This is a genomic window from Donghicola mangrovi (assembly GCF_013377535.1).
Classification (GTDB): Bacteria; Pseudomonadota; Alphaproteobacteria; order Rhodobacterales; family Rhodobacteraceae; genus Donghicola; species Donghicola mangrovi.
On sequence record NZ_JABCJE010000003.1, the window covers coordinates 148,663 to 170,346 of the forward strand.

A 21,684-nucleotide genomic window follows, 5' to 3' on the forward strand; every position below is an offset into this window, starting at 1 on the left:
GAAAAGGACTTCGGGGATTTCCCCGAGGCCCTTTTCCTTTGTTACCAATGGCCGGTGTTTTCCATGCTGACCCACGGCTCGGCGGGGGGCAGGGCGTCGCCCTCTTGGAGCAGCTCGATGGACACATTGTCGGGCGAGCGGACAAAGGCCATGTGCCCGTCACGGGGCGGACGGTTGATGGTGACGCCGTTGTCCATCAGGTGCTGGCACATCTCGTAGATATTGGGCACGCGGTAGGCCAGATGCCCGAAATGGCGGCTGTCCGAAGGGAGCCCTTCGTCGCCATCCCAGTTATAGGTCAGCTCGACGGGGCATTCCTCTTGCCCCTCGGGAGCCATGAAAACAAGGCTGAAGCGGCCTTTTTCATTGTCGATGCGGCGGGTCTCTTTCAGCCCGAGCAGGGCAAAGAACGCCATGGTTTTTTCCAGATCCAGAACGCGGACCATGGTGTGCAAATAACGGACAGCCATAATAACTCCTGATGTCTTTGGGCGCTAACGTAGGGTGGGGGCAGCCGGGATCAAAGCCTTAACTGGCATTTCCCGATTTGCGCCGATACAACACACCGCAAACACGCAGCGAAATGGGAGGCCCCCGTGCGCCAGTATCTTGAGGCCCTGCAGACCATTCTGGATCAGGGCGAGGAATCGTCGGACCGCACCGGCACCGGAACCATCAGCTATTTCGGGATGCAGCAGCGCTATTCGCTGGCCGACGGGTTTCCCTTGGTCACTACAAAGAAGCTGCACCTGAAGTCGATTATCCATGAACTTCTGTGGTTTCTGGCGGGCGATACGAACATCAAGTACCTGAAGGACAATGGTGTTTCGATCTGGGACGAATGGGCGGACGAACAGGGCGATCTGGGCCCGGTCTATGGCAAGCAGTGGCGCGATTTCGGCGGTGTGGACCAGATCGAGAACCTGGTTCAGATGATCAAAACCAGCCCCGACAGCCGCCGCCTGATCGTGTCCGCGTGGAACCCCGTGGACGTACCGAACATGGCGCTGCCCCCGTGCCACACCATGTGGCAGGTCCGCGTGATTGGCCGCAAAATGCACCTGCAACTCTACCAGCGCTCGGCGGACATGTTCCTTGGGGTGCCGTTCAACATCGCGTCTTATGCGATGCTGCTGAAGATGCTGGCCCATGTCACGGGCTACGAGGCCGGTGATTTCGTTCACACCATCGGCGACGCGCATATCTATTCCAACCACATGGAGCAGGTGAAATTGCAGCTCTCTCGCACGCCCAAGGCGCTGCCGCAGCTGAACATCGCCCGCGATGTGACCTCGCTGTTCGACTTCAAATTCGAGGATTTCGAAGTCGTCGGCTATGACCCTGATCCCGCAATCAAAGCACCGGTGGCCGTATGATTACTCTGATCGTTGCCCGCGACAAAAACGGCGCCATTGGCAAGGACAACACCATCCCGTGGGAAGCCCCCGAGGATCTGAAGTTCTTTCAGCGCGAAACTAATGGCGCTGCGGTCATCATGGGCCGCAACACGTGGGAAAGCCTGCCGTTCAAGCCCTTGAAAAACCGGCTGAACATCGTCGTGACCTCGCAAGAGGTCAGCGCAGAACACACCGCCACATCGGTCAAGGACGCGCTCGATATGGCCCACGCTGCGGGCCACCGCCGCGTCTACGGCATCGGTGGCGCGGGCATCTACCGCGAGATGCTGGCCCACGCCGACCGCCTGCTGATCACCGAGGTGGACACCGAGGTCACCGACCCTGACACGTTCTTCCCCGAAGTGTCCGCGGACGATTGGCGGCTGATCGGCACGACCCTCCTGAGGACCGAGGCGCCCCGCTGCGCCGTGCGCGAACTGTTGCGTCGGGGATAGGGCGCAACCATCAGCCTTTTCATCTTGGCAAAAATACCCAATAAATTGCGGGCGGCCCACCAAATGGCCGCCCGTTTGCATATCGCCTGTCACGATTGGCCCATCGGTGCCCCATCCACCATTCATCCATGAGTTGACCATGCCCAAACAGATTTCCGCCCTTCTGATCCCTCTGAGCCTGCTGGCCGCCTGTGCGACCCCGCCCGCCAAGATCGAGCCGACGCCCGTTCTGGCAGACGCCTACACCCAGCTGACCTGCCCGCAACTGACCGCCCAATACGACGAGGCCGCCACCAAACTGGCCGACGCCGAAAAGCGCCAGAACAAGGCCGTGGCGGCGGATGCGGTTGGGGTCGGACTGGCCTTTATTCCGGTGTCGAAATTCACCGGCGACGCCCACGAAGAGGTCGCCCTGCACAAGGGGCAGGTGGCCACCATCCGTCAGGTCCAGCTGTCGAAAAACTGCGTGCGTCTGGCGACCCCCGCCAGTTAAGCGCCCGCTACAAAAAACAAAACCGAGGCGAAACGACGCCTCGGCTAAAATTCTTCGGGTGGCAATGCCATGCCTGAAAAGATCAGATCAGCGTGAGGTCGCTGGCCATCTGACGGCCGTCACGGCCTTCTTTCAGTTCGTAACCCACTTTCTGGTTGTCAGCCAGACCGGTCAGCCCCGACCGCTCTACTGCAGAGATGTGTACGAATACGTCTTTGCCGCCCCCATCAGGTGCGATGAAGCCATATCCTTTGGTGGTGTTGAACCACTTGACGGTTCCTGTGGGCATTGCCCCTTACTCCTTCTAGTCGTCTTTCCTGCCTGCGCAGGGCCTTTGCGTAACGTTCCACGCGACAGTCAAACGACTCGCTCCGAGGTTTCGGCTGCTTCGAGGTGGTCACAACTCCAGCGTTGCATGACTACTGTAAAAATCAAGCAAAACACAGTTGTAATCAGACTCACAATCACGACAGTGGCCAAAAAACAGGAGAACGTGATGAACCTCTATGGCCTCAAGACCTGTGACACCTGCCGGAAGGCGGCCAAGGCATTGCCGGATGCGAACTACATCGACGTCCGCAAGGATGGCGTGCCCGCCGAAGTGCTGTCCGCAGCCTACGACGTGTTCGGTGACAAGCTGGTGAACAAATCCAGCACCACATGGCGCGGATTGGACGAGGCAGAGCGTGCCCGCCCTGCGCTCGAGCTGCTGGCAGAGCATCCGACCCTGATGAAGCGCCCGCTGATTACACGGGACGGCCAGATGTGGCTGGGTTGGACCAAGGATGTGCAGGCAGAACTGGCTTAATTCCAACTTCAACGCGACAATGCGCTGAAGTCATTTGCGACTGAAGTCTCTCTGACCAAATGGGGCGGGCAGTTTCCCGTTCCATTATAGTCCTTGTGGATCTCATGGGCTTGGGAGTTCGTCAGCAAATAGAAGGTTGGCGCCAAAGTGCTCAGGTTCAATTCTACAAAGAGAAAGTAGTCTGCATCTCCCTTTGTGCGCATGTCGACAGGCCACCGCCCAATTTCACTTGGCCGACTGAGATATTGCCGCGTTTTGACCTCGATGGATTTTGCTCCGTCAGGTGTTGCGATCATTAAGTCATGGCCAGGAGCACCAGGGGGGCTGATATATGCAGCGAACCCCAGGGAAATGAACTTTGCGAGTGCAAGTTGCTCACCGAGATCACCGGCCAGTTGATGCGATAGTTTTCTGAGCATCGGATTTCCAAAAGAAACTCATAGAATTGAAATGGATCGTTGTTTAAACGAAAAGGCCGCCCGAGTGGGGCGGCCTTTGACGTTTTGAAGCTTACTTCAGGTCCGGCGGGGTAGCTTCGCCCGACAGCTGGACGACGATCTCGTCCAAGGTGGCCATCGAGGTTTGCTTTTCGCCCAAGCGGCGGACCGAGACGGTGCGCTCTTCGACTTCTTTCATGCCGACCGCGATGATCACAGGGACCTTGCCGAGCGAGTGCTCGCGGACCTTGTAGTTGATCTTCTCGTTGCGGAAGTCGGCCTCGGCGCGGACGCCTTTGGCTTTGAGCGCATCAACCACTTCCTGTACGTAGCCGTCCGCGTCCGACACGATGGACGCCACGACCACTTGGCGCGGGGCCAGCCAGAAGGGCAGTTTGCCTGCCGAGTTCTCGATCAGGATGCCGATGAAACGCTCGAACGAGCCCAGAACTGCGCGGTGCAGCATGACGGGGCGGTGTTTTGCGCCGTCCTGACCGATGTAGTTCGCGTCCAGACGGTTCGGCAGGTTGGGGTCAACCTGCAGGGTGCCGCACTGCCATTCACGGCCGATCGCGTCGGTCAGGGTGAACTCCAGTTTCGGGCCGTAGAACGCGCCTTCGCCTTCTTGGATCTCGTAGTCATGACCGGCGGCGCGGCAGGCGTTGCCCAAGGCCGCTTCGACGCGATCCCACGATTCATCGGAACCGATCCGCTTTTCGGGGCGGGTGGACAGCTTGATGGTCCAACCTTCGAAGCCGAGGTCCGCGTAGATTTTCGACAGGAACTTGATGAACTTCTTGGTTTCCGATTCGATCTGGTCGTCGGTGCAGAAGATGTGCGCGTCGTCCTGAGTAAAGCCGCGCACGCGCATGATCCCGTGCAGAGCGCCCGAGGGTTCATAACGGTTGCACGAGCCGAACTCGGCCATGCGCAGGGGAAGGTCGCGATAGGATTTCAGACCCTGATTGAACACCTGCACGTGGCAGGGGCAGTTCATGGGTTTGAGGGCGTTGATCGCCTTTTCGCGGGCATGGTCTTCGTCCACTTCGACGATGAACATGTTTTCCTGATAGTTTTCCCAGTGGCCGGATTTTTCCCACAGCTTGCGGTCCACGACCTGCGGGGTGTTCACCTCGACGTAGCCATCGCGGTCCTGCTGACGACGCATGTAGTCCTGCAGGGTGGTGTAGATGCGCCAGCCGTTCGGGTGCCAGAAGATCTGGCCGGGGGCCTCTTCTTGCAGGTGGAACAGGTCCATGTCCTTGCCAAGCTTGCGGTGATCGCGCTTGGCGGCCTCTTCCATCATGGTTTCCCATGCCTTGAGGTCCTGACGGTTCTTGAACGCCACGCCGTAGATGCGCTGCAGCATCGGGCGGGTGCTGTCACCCAGCCAGTAGGCGCCGGCCACGTGGGTCAGCTTGAAGGCATCTGCGGGAACCTGACCGGTGCTTTGCAGGTGCGGGCCGCGGCAAAGGTCCTGCCAGTCGCCGTGCCAGTACATGCGCAGGTCTTCGTTGCCGGGGATGCGGTTGATCAGCTCGATCTTGAAGGGCTCGCCGCGGTCTTCGTAGTACTTGATCGCGCGCTCGCGGTCCCAGACTTCGGTTTTCACGTCGTCACGGGCGTTGATGATGTCCTTCATCTTGGCTTCGATCTGGCCAAGGTCCTCGGGGGTGAAGGGCTCGGCGCGGTCAAAGTCGTAGAACCAGCCGTTGTCGCGCACGGGGCCGATGGTGACTTTGACGTCGGGCCAGATTTCCTGCACGGCGCGGGCCATGATGTGCGCCAGATCGTGGCGGATCAGTTCCAGAGCCTGTTCGTCATCCTGCATGGTGTGGATGGCGATCTGTGCGTTTTCATTGATAGGCCACTGCATATCCCAGTGCGCGCCATTGACGGTCGCGCTGATTGCTTTTTTCTGCAGTGACTTGGAGATCGATTCAGCGACTTGCGCGGGCGTGACACCTGCGTCGTAATCGCGAGAGTTTCCATCGGGGAAGGTCAGGGAAATCTGGGCCATGGGCCTTGATGCTCCTCGTCGGTTTGGCGCCTACGGGACGCCCGGTTGCGGGTTATGGTTCGCGGGCTATGTGACCCCCTGTAGGTTTTTAGTCAAGCGCGGTTTAGGATTGATGCGAAACGAATTTTCAGAGGGTGTCTTCCGGACACTGGCAGGGGCGGACGGTCCAGCGGCGGATCTGTCCGAAACGGCCGCCCGCGCCGAAGGGGCGAATGGCCTGCGCCACACCGCCAGCCTGAGCATGACCAAGGTGGCGGACGGGCTGATCGACCCCAAACTGGTGCTTAGCTGGCTGATGCAGGCCTTGGGCGCGCCTGCGGTGCTGGTGGGGATGCTGGTCCCGATCCGCGAGGCAGGGGCGCTGCTGCCGCAATTGGGTCTGGCGGCGTGGGTCGGGCGTCTGCGGCACAAGAAATGGGCTTGGGTCGTGGGCAGTCTGGGGCAGGGGAGCGCGGCGGCGGTGATCGCCTTGGTCGCGCTGACGATGGAGGGCGGCTTGGCCGGTGGGCTGATCTGTGCGGCCTTGGCGGTGCTGGCGGTGTCGCGGGCGGCGTGCTCTGTGAGCTTCAAGGAAATTCTGGGCAAAACCGTCGGCAAATCGCGGCGGGGGGCTGTGACAGGCACGGCGGGGTCGGCCAGTTCGGCGGCGGTGTTGGTGTTTGCGGGCATCCTGATCTGGCAGGGTAGCAGTCAGCCTTTGGTGATCGGGGCGATCGGTCTGGCGGCGGTGCTGTGGATTTGCGCGGCGGGCCTGTTTGCCACGCTGAACGAGGAACCGAGCGAGACGGATGATCGCGGGGGGATGCCTCGGCTGAGCCTATTGTGGGAGGACCGCAATTTCTTGCGCTTTATCATCACGCGGGGGCTGTTGGTCGGCACGGCGCTGGCGCCGCCCTATCTGGTGGTGATTTCAGAGCGGGCCGAGTTGGACCAGTTGGGCGCCCTGATCGTGGCCAGCGCGGCGGCCAGTTTGCTGAGTTCCTATGTCTGGGGGCGGATGTCGGACCGGTCCAGCCGCAAGGTGCTGATGCTGGCGGGGATCGTCGCGGCGGTGGCGCTGTTCGCGGGGATCGGGCTGGCGCAGGCGGGCTATGGCGGGGTGCCCTATGTGATGCCTGCGGTGCTGTTCATCCTGATGATCGCCTATCACGGGGTGCGGCAGGGGCGGTCCACCTATCTGGTGGATATGGCGCCCAAGGACCAGAAAGCGGCCTATGCCGCGCTGGCCAATACGGTGATCGGGACGCTTTTGCTGATCGCGGGGATCGGTGGGGGGCTGGCGTCGCTTATTTCGGCGCAGGCGGCTTTGGCGGTGTTCGGGGCGATGTCTGTAGGCGGGGCCGTGGCGGCCTATACCCTGGACGAAGTCGAGTAGTTGCCGCCTCTTGCGGGCCTGCCTATGGTAGCCCCGCAAGTTCAAGGAGAGCCCCATGACCGCCCGTTACCTCGAGACCTCGACCGGCCGCCGCATCGCCTATCACCTGACCCAAGGCGCAACGCCGGCGGTGGTGTTCCTTGGGGGCTTTAAGTCCGACATGGAAGGGACCAAGGCCGTCTGGCTGGAGGCATGGGCCAAGGCGCAGGGGCGGGCGTTCTTGCGGTTCGACTATTCCGGTCACGGCCAGTCGTCCGAGGCGTTCGTGGATGGCTGCATCGGGGATTGGGCCGCTGACGCCCAAGAGGCGATCGAGACCCTGACGGACGGCCCGCTGGTGTTGGTGGGCTCGAGCATGGGCGGGTGGATCAGCCTTCTGATGACCCAGCGGATCGCGGCGCGGGTGTGCGGTCTGGTGACCATCGCCGCCGCCCCCGATTTCACTGAGGACGGCTTTTGGGCCAGCTTTACCGAAGCGCAAAAGGCCACGCTGGAGGCGGACGGGCAGGTCGCGCTGCCCTCGGATTACGACGAGCCGTACATCATCACCCAGCGCCTGATCGAGGATGGCCGCAAACAGTTGGTCCTGCGCAGGCCGCTGCCTCTGCCGTTCCCCGTGCGGTTCCTGCAGGGGACGGCGGATACCTCGGTCTCGGTCGACACGGCTATTCGTCTGCTGAACCACGCGGAGGGGGCGGATATGCGTCTGACGCTGGTGGACGGGGCGAACCATTCCTTCTCGGACGCGGACTGTCTGGAGCTGGTGGGGACCTCGATCCTCGAGGTTCTGGCGCGGGCAAACCTGTAAGTCTTTGCGTGGATTGAGGTTATCCGCACCTGTGGATAACTCGGTGCATGGATTTTGGAAATCCTTAACCGGATCGATAAAACTCTATTGGTTCATCGGTATTTAGTGGTTTTTCCCCTGTGGATCGGTGGATATACTGGCTGAACCTTGGGGTTAATGTCCGGTTCGGTTAACGCGCATGTTGGGAAAACTTTTGCCCGCCTGTCTGGCGATGTTCGTTTTGCTAACGAATGCGGCGTCGGCTTGCGGCGGGCTGTATCGGGTCAAGTCCGGCGATACCCTGACCGTGGTGGCCGAGCGTCTGTACGGTGATTTCGGCTATTGGACGGTGCTGCACGACGCCAATCTGGACCGTATCGGGATCGATCCGGGGCGGCTGAAGCTGGGGCAGACCCTGCTGGCGCCCTGCGTTGATGGCAAACCTGTTGGGCTAGAGCCCGCGACCGCCGCGCTGCCCCGCGCGCCCCTGAGCGGCGGCTCGGGGCTGTCGATCAATGTGCTGTCGGGGGACGACTATGCGCCATTTGCGGATCGGGACGGGTTGAATGGCGGGATGGTGACCGATGTGGTGCTGCGGGCGCTGTCGGTGTCGCCGCAGGTCACCAATTATCAGATGATCTGGGTGAACGACTGGGCCGCCCATCTGGACCCGCTGCTGTCTAACGCTCTGCTGGATATGGGATTTCCGTGGGAGAAACCCGACTGCGATGCGGACCCTGATGCGGGGCGATGCGCGACATTCCTGTTCTCTGATCCCTTGTTCGAGATGCTGGTCCTGCTGTTTTCGCGCAATGACCGGCCGGTGCCGTTCCGCCATGACGGCGATCTTGAGGGGCGGTCGATCTGCCGTCCCGCCGGTTTTGCGACCCATGATCTGGACGAGGGCGGGCGCAACTGGATCCGCGATCACAAGATCAGCCTGATCCGTCCGCGCAGTGTGCAGGACTGCTTTCAACTGCTGTCCGAGGGGATGGTGGACGCGGTCGCGGTGAACGAATTTACCGGCCGTGCGGCGCTGCGCGAAATGGGGCTGGCCGACCGGATCAGGGTCGAGGAGGCGCGGCCGGTGTCGCTGGTCACCCTGCACGCGGTGGTGGCGCGCAGCCATCCGCAGGGCGAGCAGATGATCGCCGCCTTGAACGAAGGGCTGGCCCGTATTCGCCAAGACGGGACCTATCAGCGGATCGTCGGGCAGCACCTCGCCCTGTTCTGGGAGGGGCAGTGATGCGGGCATTGATTGCGGTGCTGTGCCTGTGGGGCGGGATGGCGGCGGCAGAGTGCGATGTGACCCACCGCGTTCATGCGGGGGACACGCTGCGCACTCTGGCCGAGCAGTATTACGAGGGCGACGGGAATTGGCAGGCCATTTACTATGCCAACCTGCCCAAGATCGGCGCGGATCAGACCTTGGCCGAGGGGACGGAGCTGTTCATCCCCTGTCTGGCCGCCGAAAAGACCGTGCTGAAACAGGTCGAGGGGCTGGAGGCCCGACCCACCCCGCTGCATCAGGCGGGGGCAGGGGTGACGGTGCTGGCGATGGCCGACAACGCCCCCTACAGCGCCGAAGGGTGGCTGGGGGGCGGAATGGTGACCGAACTGGTGACCGCCGCTCTGGAGAATGCGCCCAAGCCCGAGCCCTATGATCTGGCGTGGGCGCCGGATCGGGACAGTTGGCGGGCGCAGCTGTCGATGGCACAGGCGGATTTCGGGCTGGCCGGGTTCCGCCCCGATTGCCAGAGCGCCGGGGCCGAGGGGGGCTGTGCGGCCTATCACTGGTCCGATCCGGTGCTCGATGTGGCGATGGTGCTGTTTTCCCGCGTGGATGCCCCGCTGGAGTACGAAACCGATGAGGATCTGGAGGGCCGCATCCTGTGCCGTCCCAAGGGCCTGCCGATCACCGATCTGGAGCGCCCCGAACGCCCGTTGATGAGTGCGGGCGGGGTGCGCTTGGTGCAGCCGCGGCTGCTGTCTGACTGCTTGGAACTGTTGATGATGGCGCAGGTGGATGCGGTGTCCGTGGACGAGTTTTCGGGCTGGCTGGCGGTGTATCGCGGCGGGTTCGAGGACCGGATCGGGGCGGTTGCGACGCCCACATCCTCGGAATCCTTGCGGGTGGCGATCCCGAAACAGCACTGGCGGGCGACGGCGCAACTCTATCGAGTGAACGCCGGCCTAGAGAAAATACACGCATCAGGCGAGTATGAGGCGATTTTGCAAAGTCAGTTGGCGTTTTTTTGGGCGCAGCTCAACTGACCCAACAAAAAAGTCAGGCGCCCGAGGGTGCCTGACCTGTATGATTCGCTAACGGTTTTGGACGTTATTCCGCGGCGGCTTTGGCCTTGGTGCGCTGGTTCGCGTCGATGAATTCCAGCACCAGCGGGCGGATATTGTTGCGCCAGCTCTTGCCCGCGAAGATGCCGTAGTGGCCTGCATCGGGCTCCAGATGTGAGGCTTTCATGCTGTCCGGCAGGCCGGTGCAGAGACGCAGGGCTGCGACACATTGCCCGGGCGCAGAGATGTCATCCTTGGCGCCTTCGACGGTTTTCACGGCCACATCGGTGATCTTGCCGATGTCCACACGCTTGCCGGCGACGACAAATTTGTTCTTCGCGATCTCGCATTTCTTGAACACGCGCTCAACGGTCGAGAGATAGAACTCGGCCGGCATGTCCATCACAGCAAGATATTCGTCGTAGAAACGGTTGTGACGGTCGTTGTCGCGGGCCTCGCCTTTGGCGGCGCGCAGGATCTGGTCCATGAACGCTTTGGAGTGGGTTTCCGCGTTCATCGCCATGAAAGAGGTCAGCTGCAGAAGGCCCGGATAGACCTGACGGCCCACGCCCGGATACTTGAAACCAACGCGCTGGCACATGGTTTCCTCGAGCTGGCCCATGGTCACGCGGTTGCCGAAATCGGTCACCTCGGTGGGGGCTGCCTCGGGGTCGATCGGGCCGCCGATCAGGGTCAGCGACGAAGGCTGCGCGGCGGGGTCTTCCTCGGCCAGATAGGCGGTGGCGGCAAGGGTCAGCGGGGCAGGCTGGCACACAGCGATCACGTGGGTGTCGGGGCCAAGGTGCTTCATGAAGTCCACGAGGTAGAGGGTGTAATCCTCGACGTCGAATTTCCCTGCAGAAACAGGGATATCACGGGCATTGTGCCAGTCGGTGCAGTACACTTCGCAGTCGGGCAGGAGGCTGACGACGGTCGAGCGCAGCAGTGTGGCATAATGTCCCGACATGGGCGCGACCAGCAGCACTTTGCGCGGCTTTTCGGGGCGGCCCAGAACGTGGAAATGGATCAGGTCGCCAAACGCCTTTTCGACGACGGTGTCCACAGTGACGATGTGGTCGCGGCCGTCTTCGCAGGTATACGAATGAATACCCCAGTCAGGCTTTGCTACCATACGTGCAAAGCTGCGTTCGGTGACTTCACCCCAAGCGCCCATCCACTGGAAAACGGGGTTGGGCCACATGGCGACGGTAGGATATCCCGCGATGGCTTTGGCGGTCGCGCCAAGCCACTGGTTCGTGTTGCGAACCGTCTCCATCAGATCATATGTCGCCATATAGCGCATGTAGTTCTCCTTCGGTTGCCGGTCGGGCCGGTTCAAATCGTCACTTTGCCCCCTCCGGCCTGCAACGCTATGCTGCAAGGAGAGTAGGGGGGAATCGCAGGCATGACAACGCACGACGGCGATACTGGAACTGAACTGGTCCGTTTGAACGAAAACATCTCGAAAATTGAAGAACTTTCCAAGCGTCTTGTTACAGCACTTTCGCATTATAAGGCGATCAATCCGGCGCTACAGGGTCCAGGACAGGACTTATACATGAAAGCGGCGGTCGGTTATTGGGCCGAATGGGTGCAGAACCCAGCCAAAATACTGGAGCATCAGGTCGAGTATTGGGGCAAATCACTTCAGCATTACATGGAAGCGCAAAAGGCACTTACCAAAGGCGAGCTCGCATCGGGCGAAAGTGCCGGCCCCAGGGACAAGCGTTTTGCAAATCCGTTGTGGGACACCCATCCGTATTTCAATTACGTCAAACAGCAATATCAGCTGAATTCGGCAGCAATCACCAAAGCGATCGACGATGTGGCCGATCTGGATGATGTGGACCGCAAACGCCTGCGCTATTTCTCGCAGCAGATTGTGGACCTGATGGCGCCGACCAACTTTCTGGCCACCAACCCCGACGCGCTGGAGCGCGCGGTCGAGACCGAGGGGCAGAGCCTTGTCGATGGTCTGGAGAATCTGGTGCGCGATCTGGAGGCCAATGACGGGCGCCTTCTGGTGACTCTGGCCGACGAAAAAGCATTCGAGGTGGGCGGCAATATTGCAACGACCGAGGGCAAGGTCGTCTTCCGCAACCACATGTTCGAGCTGATCCAGTACACGCCGACCACCGAAACCGTGCACGAGATCCCGCTGCTGATCTTCCCGCCGTGGATCAACCGGTTCTATATCCTCGACCTCAAGGACAAGAACTCGATGATCAAGTGGGCGGTCGAGCAGGGCTACACCGTGTTCGTGGTCAGCTGGATCAACCCGGACCCGTCCTATCGCGACGTGAAGTTGGATGACTATATCACCGACGGCTACCTGACCGCGATCAAAGAGGTTCAGGGCATCTGCAACGTCAAGCAGGTGAACGCGGTGGGGTACTGCATTGCAGGGACCACGCTGTCACTGACCATGGCGCTGCTGAAGAAACGGGGTGAGACACCGATCAAATCGGCGACCCTGTTCACCACGCTGACCGACTTCTCGGATCAGGGCGAGTTCACGGTTTTCCTCGGGGACGACTTCGTGGACGGGATCGAAGAAGAGGCGATGGCCGAGGGCTACCTGAACAGCTTCTTCATGTCGCGCACGTTCAGCTTCTTGCGCTCGAACGACCTGATCTATGGTCCGGCCATCAACCGCTACATGAAGGGCGAGGCCCCGCCCGCGTTCGACCTGCTGTTCTGGAACGGCGACAGCACCAACCTGCCGGGCGCCATGGCGATCCAGTACCTGCGGGACCTGTGCCAGAAGAACAAGTTCGTCGACGGCGGCATCGAAATCTGTGGCGAGGTTCTGAACATCAAGGACGTCACCGTCCCGATCTGCGCCATCGCCTGCGAGACCGACCACATCGCCGCGTGGAAATCCAGCTACAACGGTGTGCGTCAGATGGGCAGCCGCTCCAAGACGTTCATCGTGTCCCAGTCGGGCCACATCGCGGGCATCGTGAACCCGCCCTCCAAGGGCAAGTATGGGCACTACACGAACCCCAAGATGAGCATGGGCCCCGACGAGTGGATGGCCGAGGCAGAATTCACCCCCGGGTCGTGGTGGCCACGTTGGGACGAGTGGCTTGCCAACCGTTCCGGCAAGCAGGTTCCGGCCCGCGAACACGGTGATTCTACCCATCCTGTATTGGCCGATGCGCCCGGTACCTATGTGGTCATGCGCGCAAGTGCTTGACGCTGCGTGACCTTTTCCCTTTTTGCTGCGGTGCAGAAAAATAACTTGATTTTCTGCACCGCAGCATTCATATTGAACTTAGCTGATCAACGGGGTGGGCCCGAACACAGCAAGCCAAGGGATTTGGATTATGACCGCGAAGACACCTGATTTCACCGCAATGATCAAAGACATGATGGGCGCGTTCCCGATGGACATGTCGGCCATGGAAGGCCAGTTCAAGTCGCAGGCCGCTCTGTCGGAGAAACTGTCGGCAGTTGCGCTGGACGCAGCCGAGAAGTCGACCGAGATCTCGACCAAGTGGACCAAAGACGCTCTGTCGAAAATCAGCGACCTGACCAAAGCAAAGGCAGAGCCCGCAGACTACGCCAAAGCAATGACCGATTTCGCAAGCGCATCGGCCGAAATGGCTGCCGAGCACATGGCTGCTTTCGCTGAAGTCGCGAAAAAAGTTCAGACCGACACCGTTGAGCTGCTGATGGCCGCCGGCAAGGACATGAGCGAAGAGATGACTGCTGCTGCTAAGAAAGCAACCGCAGACGTCACCGCGACTGCCAAGAAGGCAACCGCAGCTGCTGCGAAGTAATAAAGGCCCGGAGATAGGGTGCCCTCCCGCCCTTGGTCCGGTAAGTTAAGGGCAGGCGAAAGCCTGCCCTTTCTTTTTTTATTTTTCCGACTTAGGCTTTTTGCAGCGATGCAGCATTGGGAGGGGAGTCCTTGTCGGATAACGATAAACCGCTATTGATCAAACGTTACGCAAGCCGTCGTTTGTACAATACCGAGACCAGCGATTACGTTACGCTGGAAGACATTGCAGGGTTCATCCGCGGTGGGCGCGAGGTAAAGATTGTCGACCTGAAATCCGGTGACGATCTGACCCGCCAGTATTTGCTTCAAATTATTGCCGAGCACGAAAGCAAGGGCGAAAGCGTCCTGCCTTTGGGGGTTCTGAACGATCTGGTCCGCAGCTATACCACGCAGGCCACCAGCGTCGTTCCGCAGTTTCTGGCCATGTCCTTTGAGATGCTTCAGGACGGCCAGTCCAAGATGGTCGAGAACATGTCCGCCATGAACCCGCTGGCTAAAATGCCCGGGTTCGAGGCGATGCAGGCGCAGCAGCAGGCCTTTATCAAGGCGATGACCGGCGGTCTGGCCGGCAACTGGGGCAGCAGCTCTCCGACCCGCGAAGAAGGCGGCGACGAGGATCTGGACGAGATCAAAAAGCAGCTGGCCGAACTGCAGACCAAACTCTCGAAAATGAGAAAATAAGCATATGGTCGATTCCCCCGGAAGGATCACCCTCTGGGGGATCGAAGTCTTCGTCGCCACCGCCGAAGAGGGCGCGATCTCTGCCGCCGCCCGCAGGCTGGCGACCAGCCCCTCCACCGTGTCCCAACAATTGACGGCACTCGAGGCGGCTTTGGGTGCGACCCTTATGGTGCGCAACGCCCGCCCCATCACCCTGACCCCCGCCGGAGAAGTCTTTCGCCGCCGTGCCAGCGCCATCCTGAACGAGGCCGCCTTGGCCCGTGCCGAACTGGCCATGTCGGATCTATCCACCCTGACGCGCCTGCGTCTTGGGATGATCGAGGATTTGGAATCGGACGTCACGCCCGCGCTTCTGACCCGCCTTGCCTCGGATATGTCGGGCTGCCAGTTCCTGCTGGAAACAGGGCCGTCCCACGCGCTTTACGGTCAACTGGACGATCGTGCGCTAGACGTGGTCGTAGCCGCTGAAATGGGCGCAGAGGCCGACTGGATGGAGGTCCACCCCCTCCTGACCGAACCCTTCGTGATCGCGGTGCCCAAGGGCCTCGTTGACCCCGCAGGCGATGTGCTGGCCCAACTTCGCACCATGCCGCTGATCCAGTACTCCGCCCGTCTGGCGATGGGGCGGATGATCGCCGCGCATCTGGTGCGCCAGAACCTCAAGCTCTCTCACCGGTTCGAGATCGACAGCTACCATTCCGTGCTGGCCCTGGTCGCAGAGCAGGGGGGCTGGTCCATCCTGACGCCCTTGGCGCTGATGCGCGCCCGCCGCTGGCTGGACCGCGTGGATGTACTGCCCCTGCCGTTCGAGCCCCTGTCGCGAAACATCTCGCTGACCGCGCGAAACGGACTGTTGGGCGAAATGCCAGCCCAGATGGCCGCTCACCTACGAGACCTGTTGGACAGCCACATCGTGACCCCCGCGATCCGCGACTACCCGTGGCTGGCGGGCGCGCTTACCCTGCGCCCCTGAACGAAAAAAGAGGGCGCGAACCCTCTTTCTTCTTTGTAAAAATACTCAAATTCCGACGGTTCAGCCGTAGCCCCATCAGGTGCCGTAGGCCAACGCCTCTTCCTTGGCGCCCGCAGCGGCATTCACCAGCGCCGAGGCGATATAGTCCAGCTCGTCCTTCTTCAATCGGGCAGGCAGGCGCACGTCGCAGGCGTTCATGAGCATGGCGCGGGTCTGGGGCAGGTCAGGCATCTCGGGCATGAACTGCCAGTTCCAGTAGGCGCGGGCGTTGTCTGTGGACTGACCGAACACCTGAACCGAGACGCCGTTTTCCTTGGCTAGGCGGGCAAAGACCTTGGCCTCCTCAGTGTCCATTCCGATCAGGTTGAACTGGATCGAATCCGGCGCGCGCTCTTCGGGGGCCAGTTTGGCGGGGACGTCCAGCCAAGGGGACTGGTTCAGCTGATCCGCCACATAGTCGTGGTTGGCGCGGCCGTCGCGCACACGGCGGGCCACTTCGGGCAGCTGCGGGCGGATGATCACGGCCGACAGGTTCGACATGCGCAGGTTATAGAGGGGTAGCTGGTTCTGGTGACGGGCAAAGGCCTCGGCCAGTTCGGTGGTGTTGTCACCGGCACGGGATTTGTGCTTTTTCCAGTTGTGCTCGTAGGCACCGGACATGATCACGGCGCGTGCCACCAGATCGGCGTCGTCGGTGATCAGGATGCCACCTTCGCCCGCGTTCACCAGCTTGTAGGACTGGAAGCTGAAGCAGCCGATCTTGCCGATGGTGCCGATGTTCTTGCCATGCCAGGTGGTGCCCAAGGAGTGGGCCGCGTCCTCGATCACGGGGATGCCGCGGGCGTTGCACAGGGCCATGATCGCGTCCATGTCGCTGGTGTGACCGCGCATGTGGCTGATGATGACGGCGCTGATGTTGTCGTCCAGACGGGCTTCGAAATCCTTGATGTCGATCCGGTAGTTTTCGCCGACCTCGCACAGAACCGGCACGCAATCCGCATGGATCACCGAGGACGGCACCGCCGCAAAGGTAAAGCCCGGGATCAGAACGCGGGCGTCACGGGGCAGGTCCAGCGCCTTGAGCGACAGGAACAGCGCCGCCGAACACGACGACACCGCCAGCGCATATTTCGATCCCAGCAGTTCCGCGAATTCGGCCTCGAGCAGCGCCACGGGGGCGTTGTCGGGGGCGGTATAGCGGAACAGATCGCCGGTGGTCAGAAGGCGCTCGATTTCAGCGCGGGCTGCGGCGGGGATGGGCTCTGCATCGTAGACGTTGGGCGCTTGTGTCATAATTCTGTAGCTTTTCTGAAAACTCTTTTCGGAATTGCTAAACGTTTTACGCGCACGCACCAAGACTTTTTTCAGACTTTGGTCCCGATCCCTACGTCAGATACCCAGCTTGTCCCTTAGGGCGTACCAGCTCATCGCCATGACCAGCAGCGGCGAGCGGAACGCGCCGCCCCCCGGAAAACGGGGCGAGGGCAGGGCGTTCAGCACATCGAACCGCCCCATCTGACCTGCGATCGCCTCGGCCAGAATCGTGCCAGAAAAGCTGGCCAGTGCGACACCGTGCCCCGAATAGCCTGAGGCCGCCCACAGCCCCTGTGCAGGGCGGTCGAACACGGGCAGGCGCTGCGCGCTGATGCCCAAGGTGCCGCCCCAAGCGTGAGTGATCTTCACGCCCTTTAGCTGAGGGAACACGGTTTCCAGCGGTTTGCGGACGGTGGCGGGGATGTCGGACGGGAACTTGTAGCCATAGGACTCGCCGCCCCCGAACAGCAGACGCCCATCGGCGGACAGGCGGAAGTAGTTGATCACGAACTTGCTGTCGGCCACGGCGATGTCGCGGGCCAGAACGCTGGGAACGCGGTCGCCCAAAGGCTCGGTCGCGGCGATGAAGTTGTTGATCGGCATCACGCGCGAGGCAACGCCATTCACCAGCCGCCCCAAATAGCCGTTCCCCGCAAGGATCACGTGTTTGGCGCGCACGAACCCTTTGTCACAGCGGACCACGGGGTTGGCGCTCGGTTCGACACGGTGGACCAAGGTATTCTCGTGGATCACGGCGCCAGCGGCCTCGGCCTTGCGGGCCAAAGCCAGCGCCAAGGCCAGCGGGTTCACATGACCCGCGCCCCAATCCACCGAGCCGCCCTGATAGCAGGGGCTGCCGATCAGGGCCTGCATTTCGTCGCGGTCCAGCTTCTGGACCTGATCATAGCCGTAGTTCTGCGCCAGATAGTCGGCGTCGGCCTGCGTGTCCGGCACATCGCGTTCGTGCCATTCGGCATGGGCGACACCGGGGCGATAGGCGATGGTCTCATCCTCGGACGCCAGAGCGCGCACTTGCGCCTTGGCCTCTTCGGCGATGGACCAGAGGGCGCGGGCGTTGTCCACGCCCACGCGGTTTTCCAGCCATTCCTGACCTTTGTTGAACCCGCTGCCAACCTGACCGCCATTGCGCCCCGAGGCCCCCCAGCCCGCGCGATGTGCTTCGACCACGATGACGGACAGGCCTTTGGCGGCCAGCTGCCATGCGGCGGACAGGCCGGTATAGCCAGCCCCCACGATACACACATCTGCGGATGCCTCGCCGCGCAGGGGCGGGCGGGCATCGGGCAGGGTTACAGCATCGGCGTACCAGCTTTGCGGATACTGCCCTTGGCGGTCGTTGGCGAAAAGCAGGTTCATACGTTGATCAGCAGATGTTCACGTTCCCAAGGGCTGATGACTTGCAGGAATTCCTGATACTCGGCCCGTTTGACGATCGAATAGACGCGGGCAAATTCCGGCCCGAGGATGTCGTGCAGCTTGGTGCAGTCGTCGAATTCGTCCAGCGCCTGACCCAGTGTCTGGGCAAAGTCGCCGTCCCCTTCGTAGGCATCGCCCTTGAACTGCTTGGAGGGGCGGACGTTCTCCATCAGACCCAAGTAACCAGCGGCCAGCGACACGGCGATCCCCAGATAGGGGTTGCAGTCCATCCCAGCGAGGCGGTTTTCCACGCGGCGCGACTGGCTGTCCGAGATCGGGATACGGATGCCGGTGGTGCGGTTGTCACGGCCCCACTCAAGGTTAATCGGCGCGGCGTGATCTTTCACGTAGCGGCGGTAGCTGTTCACATAGGGCGCCAGCACGGCAATCCCCGAAGGCAGGTATTTCTGCAGACCACCGATAAAGTGGAAGAACGCATCCGTCTCGCCCCCTTGGGGACCAGAGAAGATATTCTCGCCCGTCTCTAAATCGATCACCGAATGGTGGATGTGCATGGCGCTGCCGGGCTCGTCCGCGATCGGTTTCGCCATGAAGGTGGCATAGCAGTTGTGGCGCAGAGCGGCCTCGCGGATCAGGCGTTTGAAGTAGAACACTTCGTCCGCCAGCTTCACGGGGTTGCCGTGGCGCAGGTTGATCTCTAGCTGGCCAGCGCCGCCCTCTTGGGTGATGCCGTCGATTTCAAAACCCTGCGCTTCGGCGAAATCGTAAATGTCGTCGATCACGGGGCCGTATTCATCCACCGCCGACATCGAATAGGCCTGACGCGCCGCAGCGGGGCGGCCCGAGCGGCCCATCATCGCCTCGATCGGCTTGGAGGGGTTGGTGTTCGGCGCCACGAGATAGAACTCCATCTCGGGGGCGATGACCGGTTTCCAGCCTTGGGCGCGATACAGTTCGCACACGCGCTTCAGCACGTTGCGGGGCGAAAAGGGGATGGGATCGCCGGCGCGGTTGAACGCGTCGTGGATCACCTGAAGGGTAAAGTCCGCAGTCCAGGGCGCGGCGGTGGCGGTGGTCATATCGGGGCGCAGGATCATGTCGCGCTCGATAAAGCCCTCTTCTCCGGCGGCATCGGCCCATTCCCCGGTGATGGTCTGGTAAAAGATCGAATCCGGCAGGTAGAAATGGTTCTGACGCGCGAATTTCGAGGCAGGCACAGCCTTGCCGCGGGCGATGCCGGGAAGGTCAGAGATGATACACTCGACTTCGTCCAGACGGTTATCGCCCAAATAAGATTGTACTGCCGCAGGTAGATCGCTCAGCGGTGCAGTCATGCAATTCCCTCTCCGCGCATCAGACGGGTTACTGTCGCCGCGAGCTGCGCATTGTCATTTTCTTCGGCAAGGTGATTTTCAGCCGTCTCCAGCAGGTTAGCCGGTACAACACCCTTACCGCGATAGTCTATCAGACCTTTGATGAACACTGATTGAAATTCGGGATGGGCCTGGGTCGTGAAAATGTGATCCCCCCACGCCAGCGCCGCATATTTGCAAAAGGGGCTGGAGGCCACAACGCGGGCCTCGGGGGGCAGGTCGACGACCTGATCCTGATGCCATGCGTTCAGCTTCATCTCTTTGCCGTCGAAATCATAGTGGTGCAGGCCCACACCCCAACCGTTCTGGGATTTCTCGACCCTTCCGCCCAAGGCCTGCGCGATGATCTGGTGGCCGAAGCAGGCCCCGAACAGGGGCTTCTTGGCGGCGTGGATGTCGCGGATCAGTTGCTCCAGCGGCGGGATCCACGGGTGATCCTCGTAGGCGCCGTGGCGCGAGCCGGTGATGATATAGCCGTCCGCCGCATCAACGCTGGCGGGGAAGTCGCCGTCGACCACGTTCCACGTCTGGTATTCGAAGTTGCCTTCTCCCAGCATGGTCCGAAACAGGATCGCATAGTCTTCGGCAATGTCGGCCATCTCGGTCGGAGTGTGGCCGGTCTGCAGGATACCGATTTTCATAGGGCACCGTGTAAAGTTTAAAGGGGTTGAGGGGGCAGTTAGCCCGCCTCAGACCGTATCCAAGTAGATTTCCATCTGCTCTGCCGCGTCAAGTTCCGCCATATAGAACATCTCCTGACGTTTGGTCGCGATGTAGTTGCGGATCAGATCGGGTGCAAAGATGCGGGCCATCACGTCGCTGCCGGCAAAGGCCTCGACCGCGTCGGGCCACGTGTTGGGCACCTGCGGCAGTTCCTGATCATAGGCGTTGCCGGTGATGGGTTCGGGCGGTTCGGCGTGGTCGTCGATGCCGTTCATCGCCGCCCCGAGGATCGCCGCAATCATCAGATAGGGGTTCACGTCCCCGCCCGCGACGCGGTGCTCGATCCGGCGGGCGCGATGATCGCCCGAGGGGATGCGCACAGCGGCGGTCCGGTTCTCGTAGCCCCAGCAGATGCTGGTGGGGGCGTGGTTGCCGGGGATCATACGCTCATAGCTGTTTGCGTGGGGCGCAAAGATCAGCGTGCTGTCGGCCATGGCGTCCAGACATCCGGCGACCGCATGGCGCAGATAGTTGCTGCCTTGCTGGCTACCATCGTCAAAGATATTCGCGCCGTTCTTGTCCACCACCGAGAAGTGGGTGTGCATCCCCGAGCCCGAGTAATCCTCGTAGGGTTTGGCCATGAAGCTGGCGGCAAAGCCGTGACGGCGGGCCAGCCCCTTGAGCAGCATCTTGAACAGCCACGCATCATCGGCGGCGCGCAGGGCGTCGTCGGTGTGCATAAGGTTGATCTCGAACTGGCCGAGGCCCGATTCCGAAATGGCGGTGTCGGCGGGAATGTCCATCGCCTCGCACGCGTCATAAAGGTCGGTAAAGAAGGCGTCGAACTGGTCGAGCGCACGGATCGACAGGATCTCGGCGGCCTTGCGGCGCTTGCCCGAGCGGGGGCTGGCGGGGATTTGCAGGCTTCGGCCCGAGTCGTCGATCAGATAGAATTCCAGTTCCACGGCGACGACGGGGCGCAGTCCCTTTTCCTCATAGCGTTCCAGCACGCGGCGCAGGGCCTGACGGGGATCGCCGTCAAAGGGGCGGCCGTCTTCGTGGAACATCCAGAGGGGGAGGAGGGCGGTCGGTGCCTCGAGCCACGGCATGGGCATGAAGCCGCGTTCGGTCGGGCGCAGAACGCCGTCGCGGTCGCCGCTTTCGAATACCAGTGGGCTGTCGTCGATATCCTCGCCCCAGATGTCGAGGTTCATCACAGACATGGGAAAACGCGTTCCGCTTTCAACAACCTTGTCTGCAAATCGGGAAGGCACCCGTTTGCCGCGGGCCTGACCGTTCAAATCTGCCGCGGCCACACGGATGGTGCGCACCATCGGGTGCTTGCGTAGCCAGTTCTTCATACTTCACCTGTCTGCCCGTTCGTCGGGCGAATTTGATCAAATTCATTCTCCCGTGCCCGCAGGCGTAAAG

At 61.3% G+C, this 21,684-nt stretch carries 22 protein-coding genes; 12 read left to right on the forward strand and 10 right to left on the reverse strand.

Annotated features, from left to right (window positions below):
• Window positions 1–41: 41 nt before the first annotated feature.
• Window positions 42–470, reverse strand: coding sequence for a VOC family protein (locus tag HJ536_RS08675; RefSeq protein WP_177157433.1), 429 nt, complete (start codon window positions 468–470; stop codon window positions 42–44).
• 126 nt (window positions 471–596) lie between these two features.
• On the opposite strand from HJ536_RS08675, the gene HJ536_RS08680 reads away from it, so the two are divergent.
• The 3 genes from HJ536_RS08680 to HJ536_RS08690 all read left to right on the forward strand — a co-directional run bounded on the left by HJ536_RS08680 (window position 597) and on the right by HJ536_RS08690 (window position 2,345).
• Entirely contained in the window at window positions 597–1,376 is a 780-nt protein-coding gene (locus HJ536_RS08680; RefSeq protein WP_177157434.1) for a thymidylate synthase, read from the forward strand.
• A complete protein-coding gene (locus tag HJ536_RS08685; protein ID WP_177157435.1) occupies window positions 1,373–1,852 on the forward strand; it encodes a dihydrofolate reductase in 480 nt (159 codons plus the stop codon). The genes HJ536_RS08680 and HJ536_RS08685 overlap by 4 nt, the downstream gene beginning before the upstream one ends.
• A gap of 139 nt (window positions 1,853–1,991) precedes the next feature.
• Complete coding sequence (locus HJ536_RS08690; RefSeq protein WP_177157436.1) at window positions 1,992–2,345, forward strand: hypothetical protein; 354 nt, start codon at window positions 1,992–1,994, stop codon at window positions 2,343–2,345.
• Window positions 2,346–2,427: 82 nt separating this feature from the next.
• On the opposite strand, the gene HJ536_RS08695 is transcribed toward HJ536_RS08690, so the two are convergent.
• On the reverse strand, window positions 2,428–2,634 hold the full coding sequence (locus HJ536_RS08695) for a cold-shock protein (protein ID WP_176853503.1): 207 nt from the start codon (window positions 2,632–2,634) through the stop codon (window positions 2,428–2,430).
• A 207-nt stretch (window positions 2,635–2,841) separates the two neighbouring features.
• On the opposite strand from HJ536_RS08695, the gene HJ536_RS08700 reads away from it, so the two are divergent.
• Complete coding sequence (locus HJ536_RS08700; protein ID WP_177157437.1) at window positions 2,842–3,153, forward strand: ArsC/Spx/MgsR family protein; 312 nt, start codon at window positions 2,842–2,844, stop codon at window positions 3,151–3,153.
• Window positions 3,154–3,161: 8 nt separating this feature from the next.
• On the opposite strand, the gene HJ536_RS08705 is transcribed toward HJ536_RS08700, so the two are convergent.
• Window positions 3,162–3,572, reverse strand: a complete 411-nt coding sequence (locus HJ536_RS08705; RefSeq protein WP_176853501.1) for a hypothetical protein — start codon at window positions 3,570–3,572, stop codon at window positions 3,162–3,164.
• A gap of 91 nt (window positions 3,573–3,663) precedes the next feature.
• Window positions 3,664–5,610: a threonine--tRNA ligase gene (gene thrS, locus HJ536_RS08710; RefSeq protein WP_176853500.1), complete on the reverse strand. Its 1,947-nt coding sequence runs from the start codon at window positions 5,608–5,610 to the stop codon at window positions 3,664–3,666.
• Between the two features lie 112 nt (window positions 5,611–5,722).
• Here thrS and HJ536_RS08715 point away from each other — a divergent pair, with 112 nt between their 5' ends.
• The 4 genes from HJ536_RS08715 (at window position 5,723) to HJ536_RS08730 (ending at window position 10,046) form a co-directional block, all read left to right on the forward strand.
• The gene (locus HJ536_RS08715; protein ID WP_177157438.1) at window positions 5,723–6,985 is read left to right on the forward strand and encodes an MFS transporter; all 1,263 of its coding nucleotides are present in this window, start codon (window positions 5,723–5,725) and stop codon (window positions 6,983–6,985) included.
• Between the two features lie 55 nt (window positions 6,986–7,040).
• Window positions 7,041–7,793, forward strand: coding sequence for an alpha/beta fold hydrolase (locus tag HJ536_RS08720; protein ID WP_177157439.1), 753 nt, complete (start codon window positions 7,041–7,043; stop codon window positions 7,791–7,793).
• Between the two features lie 178 nt (window positions 7,794–7,971).
• Window positions 7,972–9,018 (forward strand): transporter substrate-binding domain-containing protein, encoded by a 1,047-nt coding sequence (locus tag HJ536_RS08725; protein WP_177157440.1) that lies wholly within the window; start codon window positions 7,972–7,974, stop codon window positions 9,016–9,018.
• Window positions 9,018–10,046, forward strand: coding sequence for a LysM peptidoglycan-binding domain-containing protein (locus tag HJ536_RS08730; protein WP_177157441.1), 1,029 nt, complete (start codon window positions 9,018–9,020; stop codon window positions 10,044–10,046). Before HJ536_RS08725 ends, HJ536_RS08730 begins: the two co-directional genes overlap by 1 nt.
• Before the next feature lie 64 nt (window positions 10,047–10,110).
• Here the strand turns inward: HJ536_RS08730 and phaZ are convergent, their stop codons facing one another.
• A complete protein-coding gene (phaZ, locus tag HJ536_RS08735) occupies window positions 10,111–11,367 on the reverse strand; it encodes a polyhydroxyalkanoate depolymerase (protein ID WP_176853495.1) in 1,257 nt (418 codons plus the stop codon).
• 102 nt (window positions 11,368–11,469) lie between these two features.
• Between phaZ and HJ536_RS08740 the strand changes: the two genes are divergently transcribed.
• The 4 genes from HJ536_RS08740 to HJ536_RS08755 all read left to right on the forward strand — a co-directional run bounded on the left by HJ536_RS08740 (window position 11,470) and on the right by HJ536_RS08755 (window position 15,505).
• Window positions 11,470–13,263 carry a PHA/PHB synthase family protein gene (locus HJ536_RS08740; protein ID WP_177157442.1) on the forward strand — a complete coding sequence of 598 codons (1,794 nt, stop codon included), beginning with the start codon at window positions 11,470–11,472 and terminating at the stop codon, window positions 13,261–13,263.
• A gap of 130 nt (window positions 13,264–13,393) precedes the next feature.
• The gene (locus HJ536_RS08745) at window positions 13,394–13,849 is read left to right on the forward strand and encodes a phasin, PhaP (protein ID WP_176853493.1); all 456 of its coding nucleotides are present in this window, start codon (window positions 13,394–13,396) and stop codon (window positions 13,847–13,849) included.
• Between the two features lie 131 nt (window positions 13,850–13,980).
• Window positions 13,981–14,532 carry a polyhydroxyalkanoate synthesis repressor PhaR gene (gene phaR, locus HJ536_RS08750; RefSeq protein WP_176853492.1) on the forward strand — a complete coding sequence of 184 codons (552 nt, stop codon included), beginning with the start codon at window positions 13,981–13,983 and terminating at the stop codon, window positions 14,530–14,532.
• Between the two features lie 4 nt (window positions 14,533–14,536).
• Window positions 14,537–15,505, forward strand: coding sequence for a LysR family transcriptional regulator (locus HJ536_RS08755; protein ID WP_177157443.1), 969 nt, complete (start codon window positions 14,537–14,539; stop codon window positions 15,503–15,505).
• 75 nt (window positions 15,506–15,580) lie between these two features.
• Here the strand turns inward: HJ536_RS08755 and HJ536_RS08760 are convergent, their stop codons facing one another.
• The 5 genes from HJ536_RS08760 to HJ536_RS08780 form a co-directional block, all read right to left on the reverse strand.
• The gene (locus HJ536_RS08760; protein ID WP_177157444.1) at window positions 15,581–16,798 is read right to left on the reverse strand and encodes a DegT/DnrJ/EryC1/StrS family aminotransferase; all 1,218 of its coding nucleotides are present in this window, start codon (window positions 16,796–16,798) and stop codon (window positions 15,581–15,583) included.
• A 96-nt stretch (window positions 16,799–16,894) separates the two neighbouring features.
• Entirely contained in the window at window positions 16,895–18,196 is a 1,302-nt protein-coding gene (locus HJ536_RS08765; protein ID WP_177157445.1) for an NAD(P)/FAD-dependent oxidoreductase, read from the reverse strand.
• A complete protein-coding gene (locus HJ536_RS08770) occupies window positions 18,193–19,551 on the reverse strand; it encodes a glutamine synthetase family protein (RefSeq protein WP_176853488.1) in 1,359 nt (452 codons plus the stop codon). The genes HJ536_RS08765 and HJ536_RS08770 overlap by 4 nt, the downstream gene beginning before the upstream one ends.
• Window positions 19,548–20,231: a type 1 glutamine amidotransferase gene (locus tag HJ536_RS08775; RefSeq protein WP_177157446.1), complete on the reverse strand. Its 684-nt coding sequence runs from the start codon at window positions 20,229–20,231 to the stop codon at window positions 19,548–19,550. The genes HJ536_RS08770 and HJ536_RS08775 overlap by 4 nt, the downstream gene beginning before the upstream one ends.
• A gap of 48 nt (window positions 20,232–20,279) precedes the next feature.
• Window positions 20,280–21,614 carry a glutamine synthetase family protein gene (locus HJ536_RS08780; RefSeq protein WP_177157447.1) on the reverse strand — a complete coding sequence of 445 codons (1,335 nt, stop codon included), beginning with the start codon at window positions 21,612–21,614 and terminating at the stop codon, window positions 20,280–20,282.
• Between the last annotated feature and the right edge of the window lie 70 nt (window positions 21,615–21,684).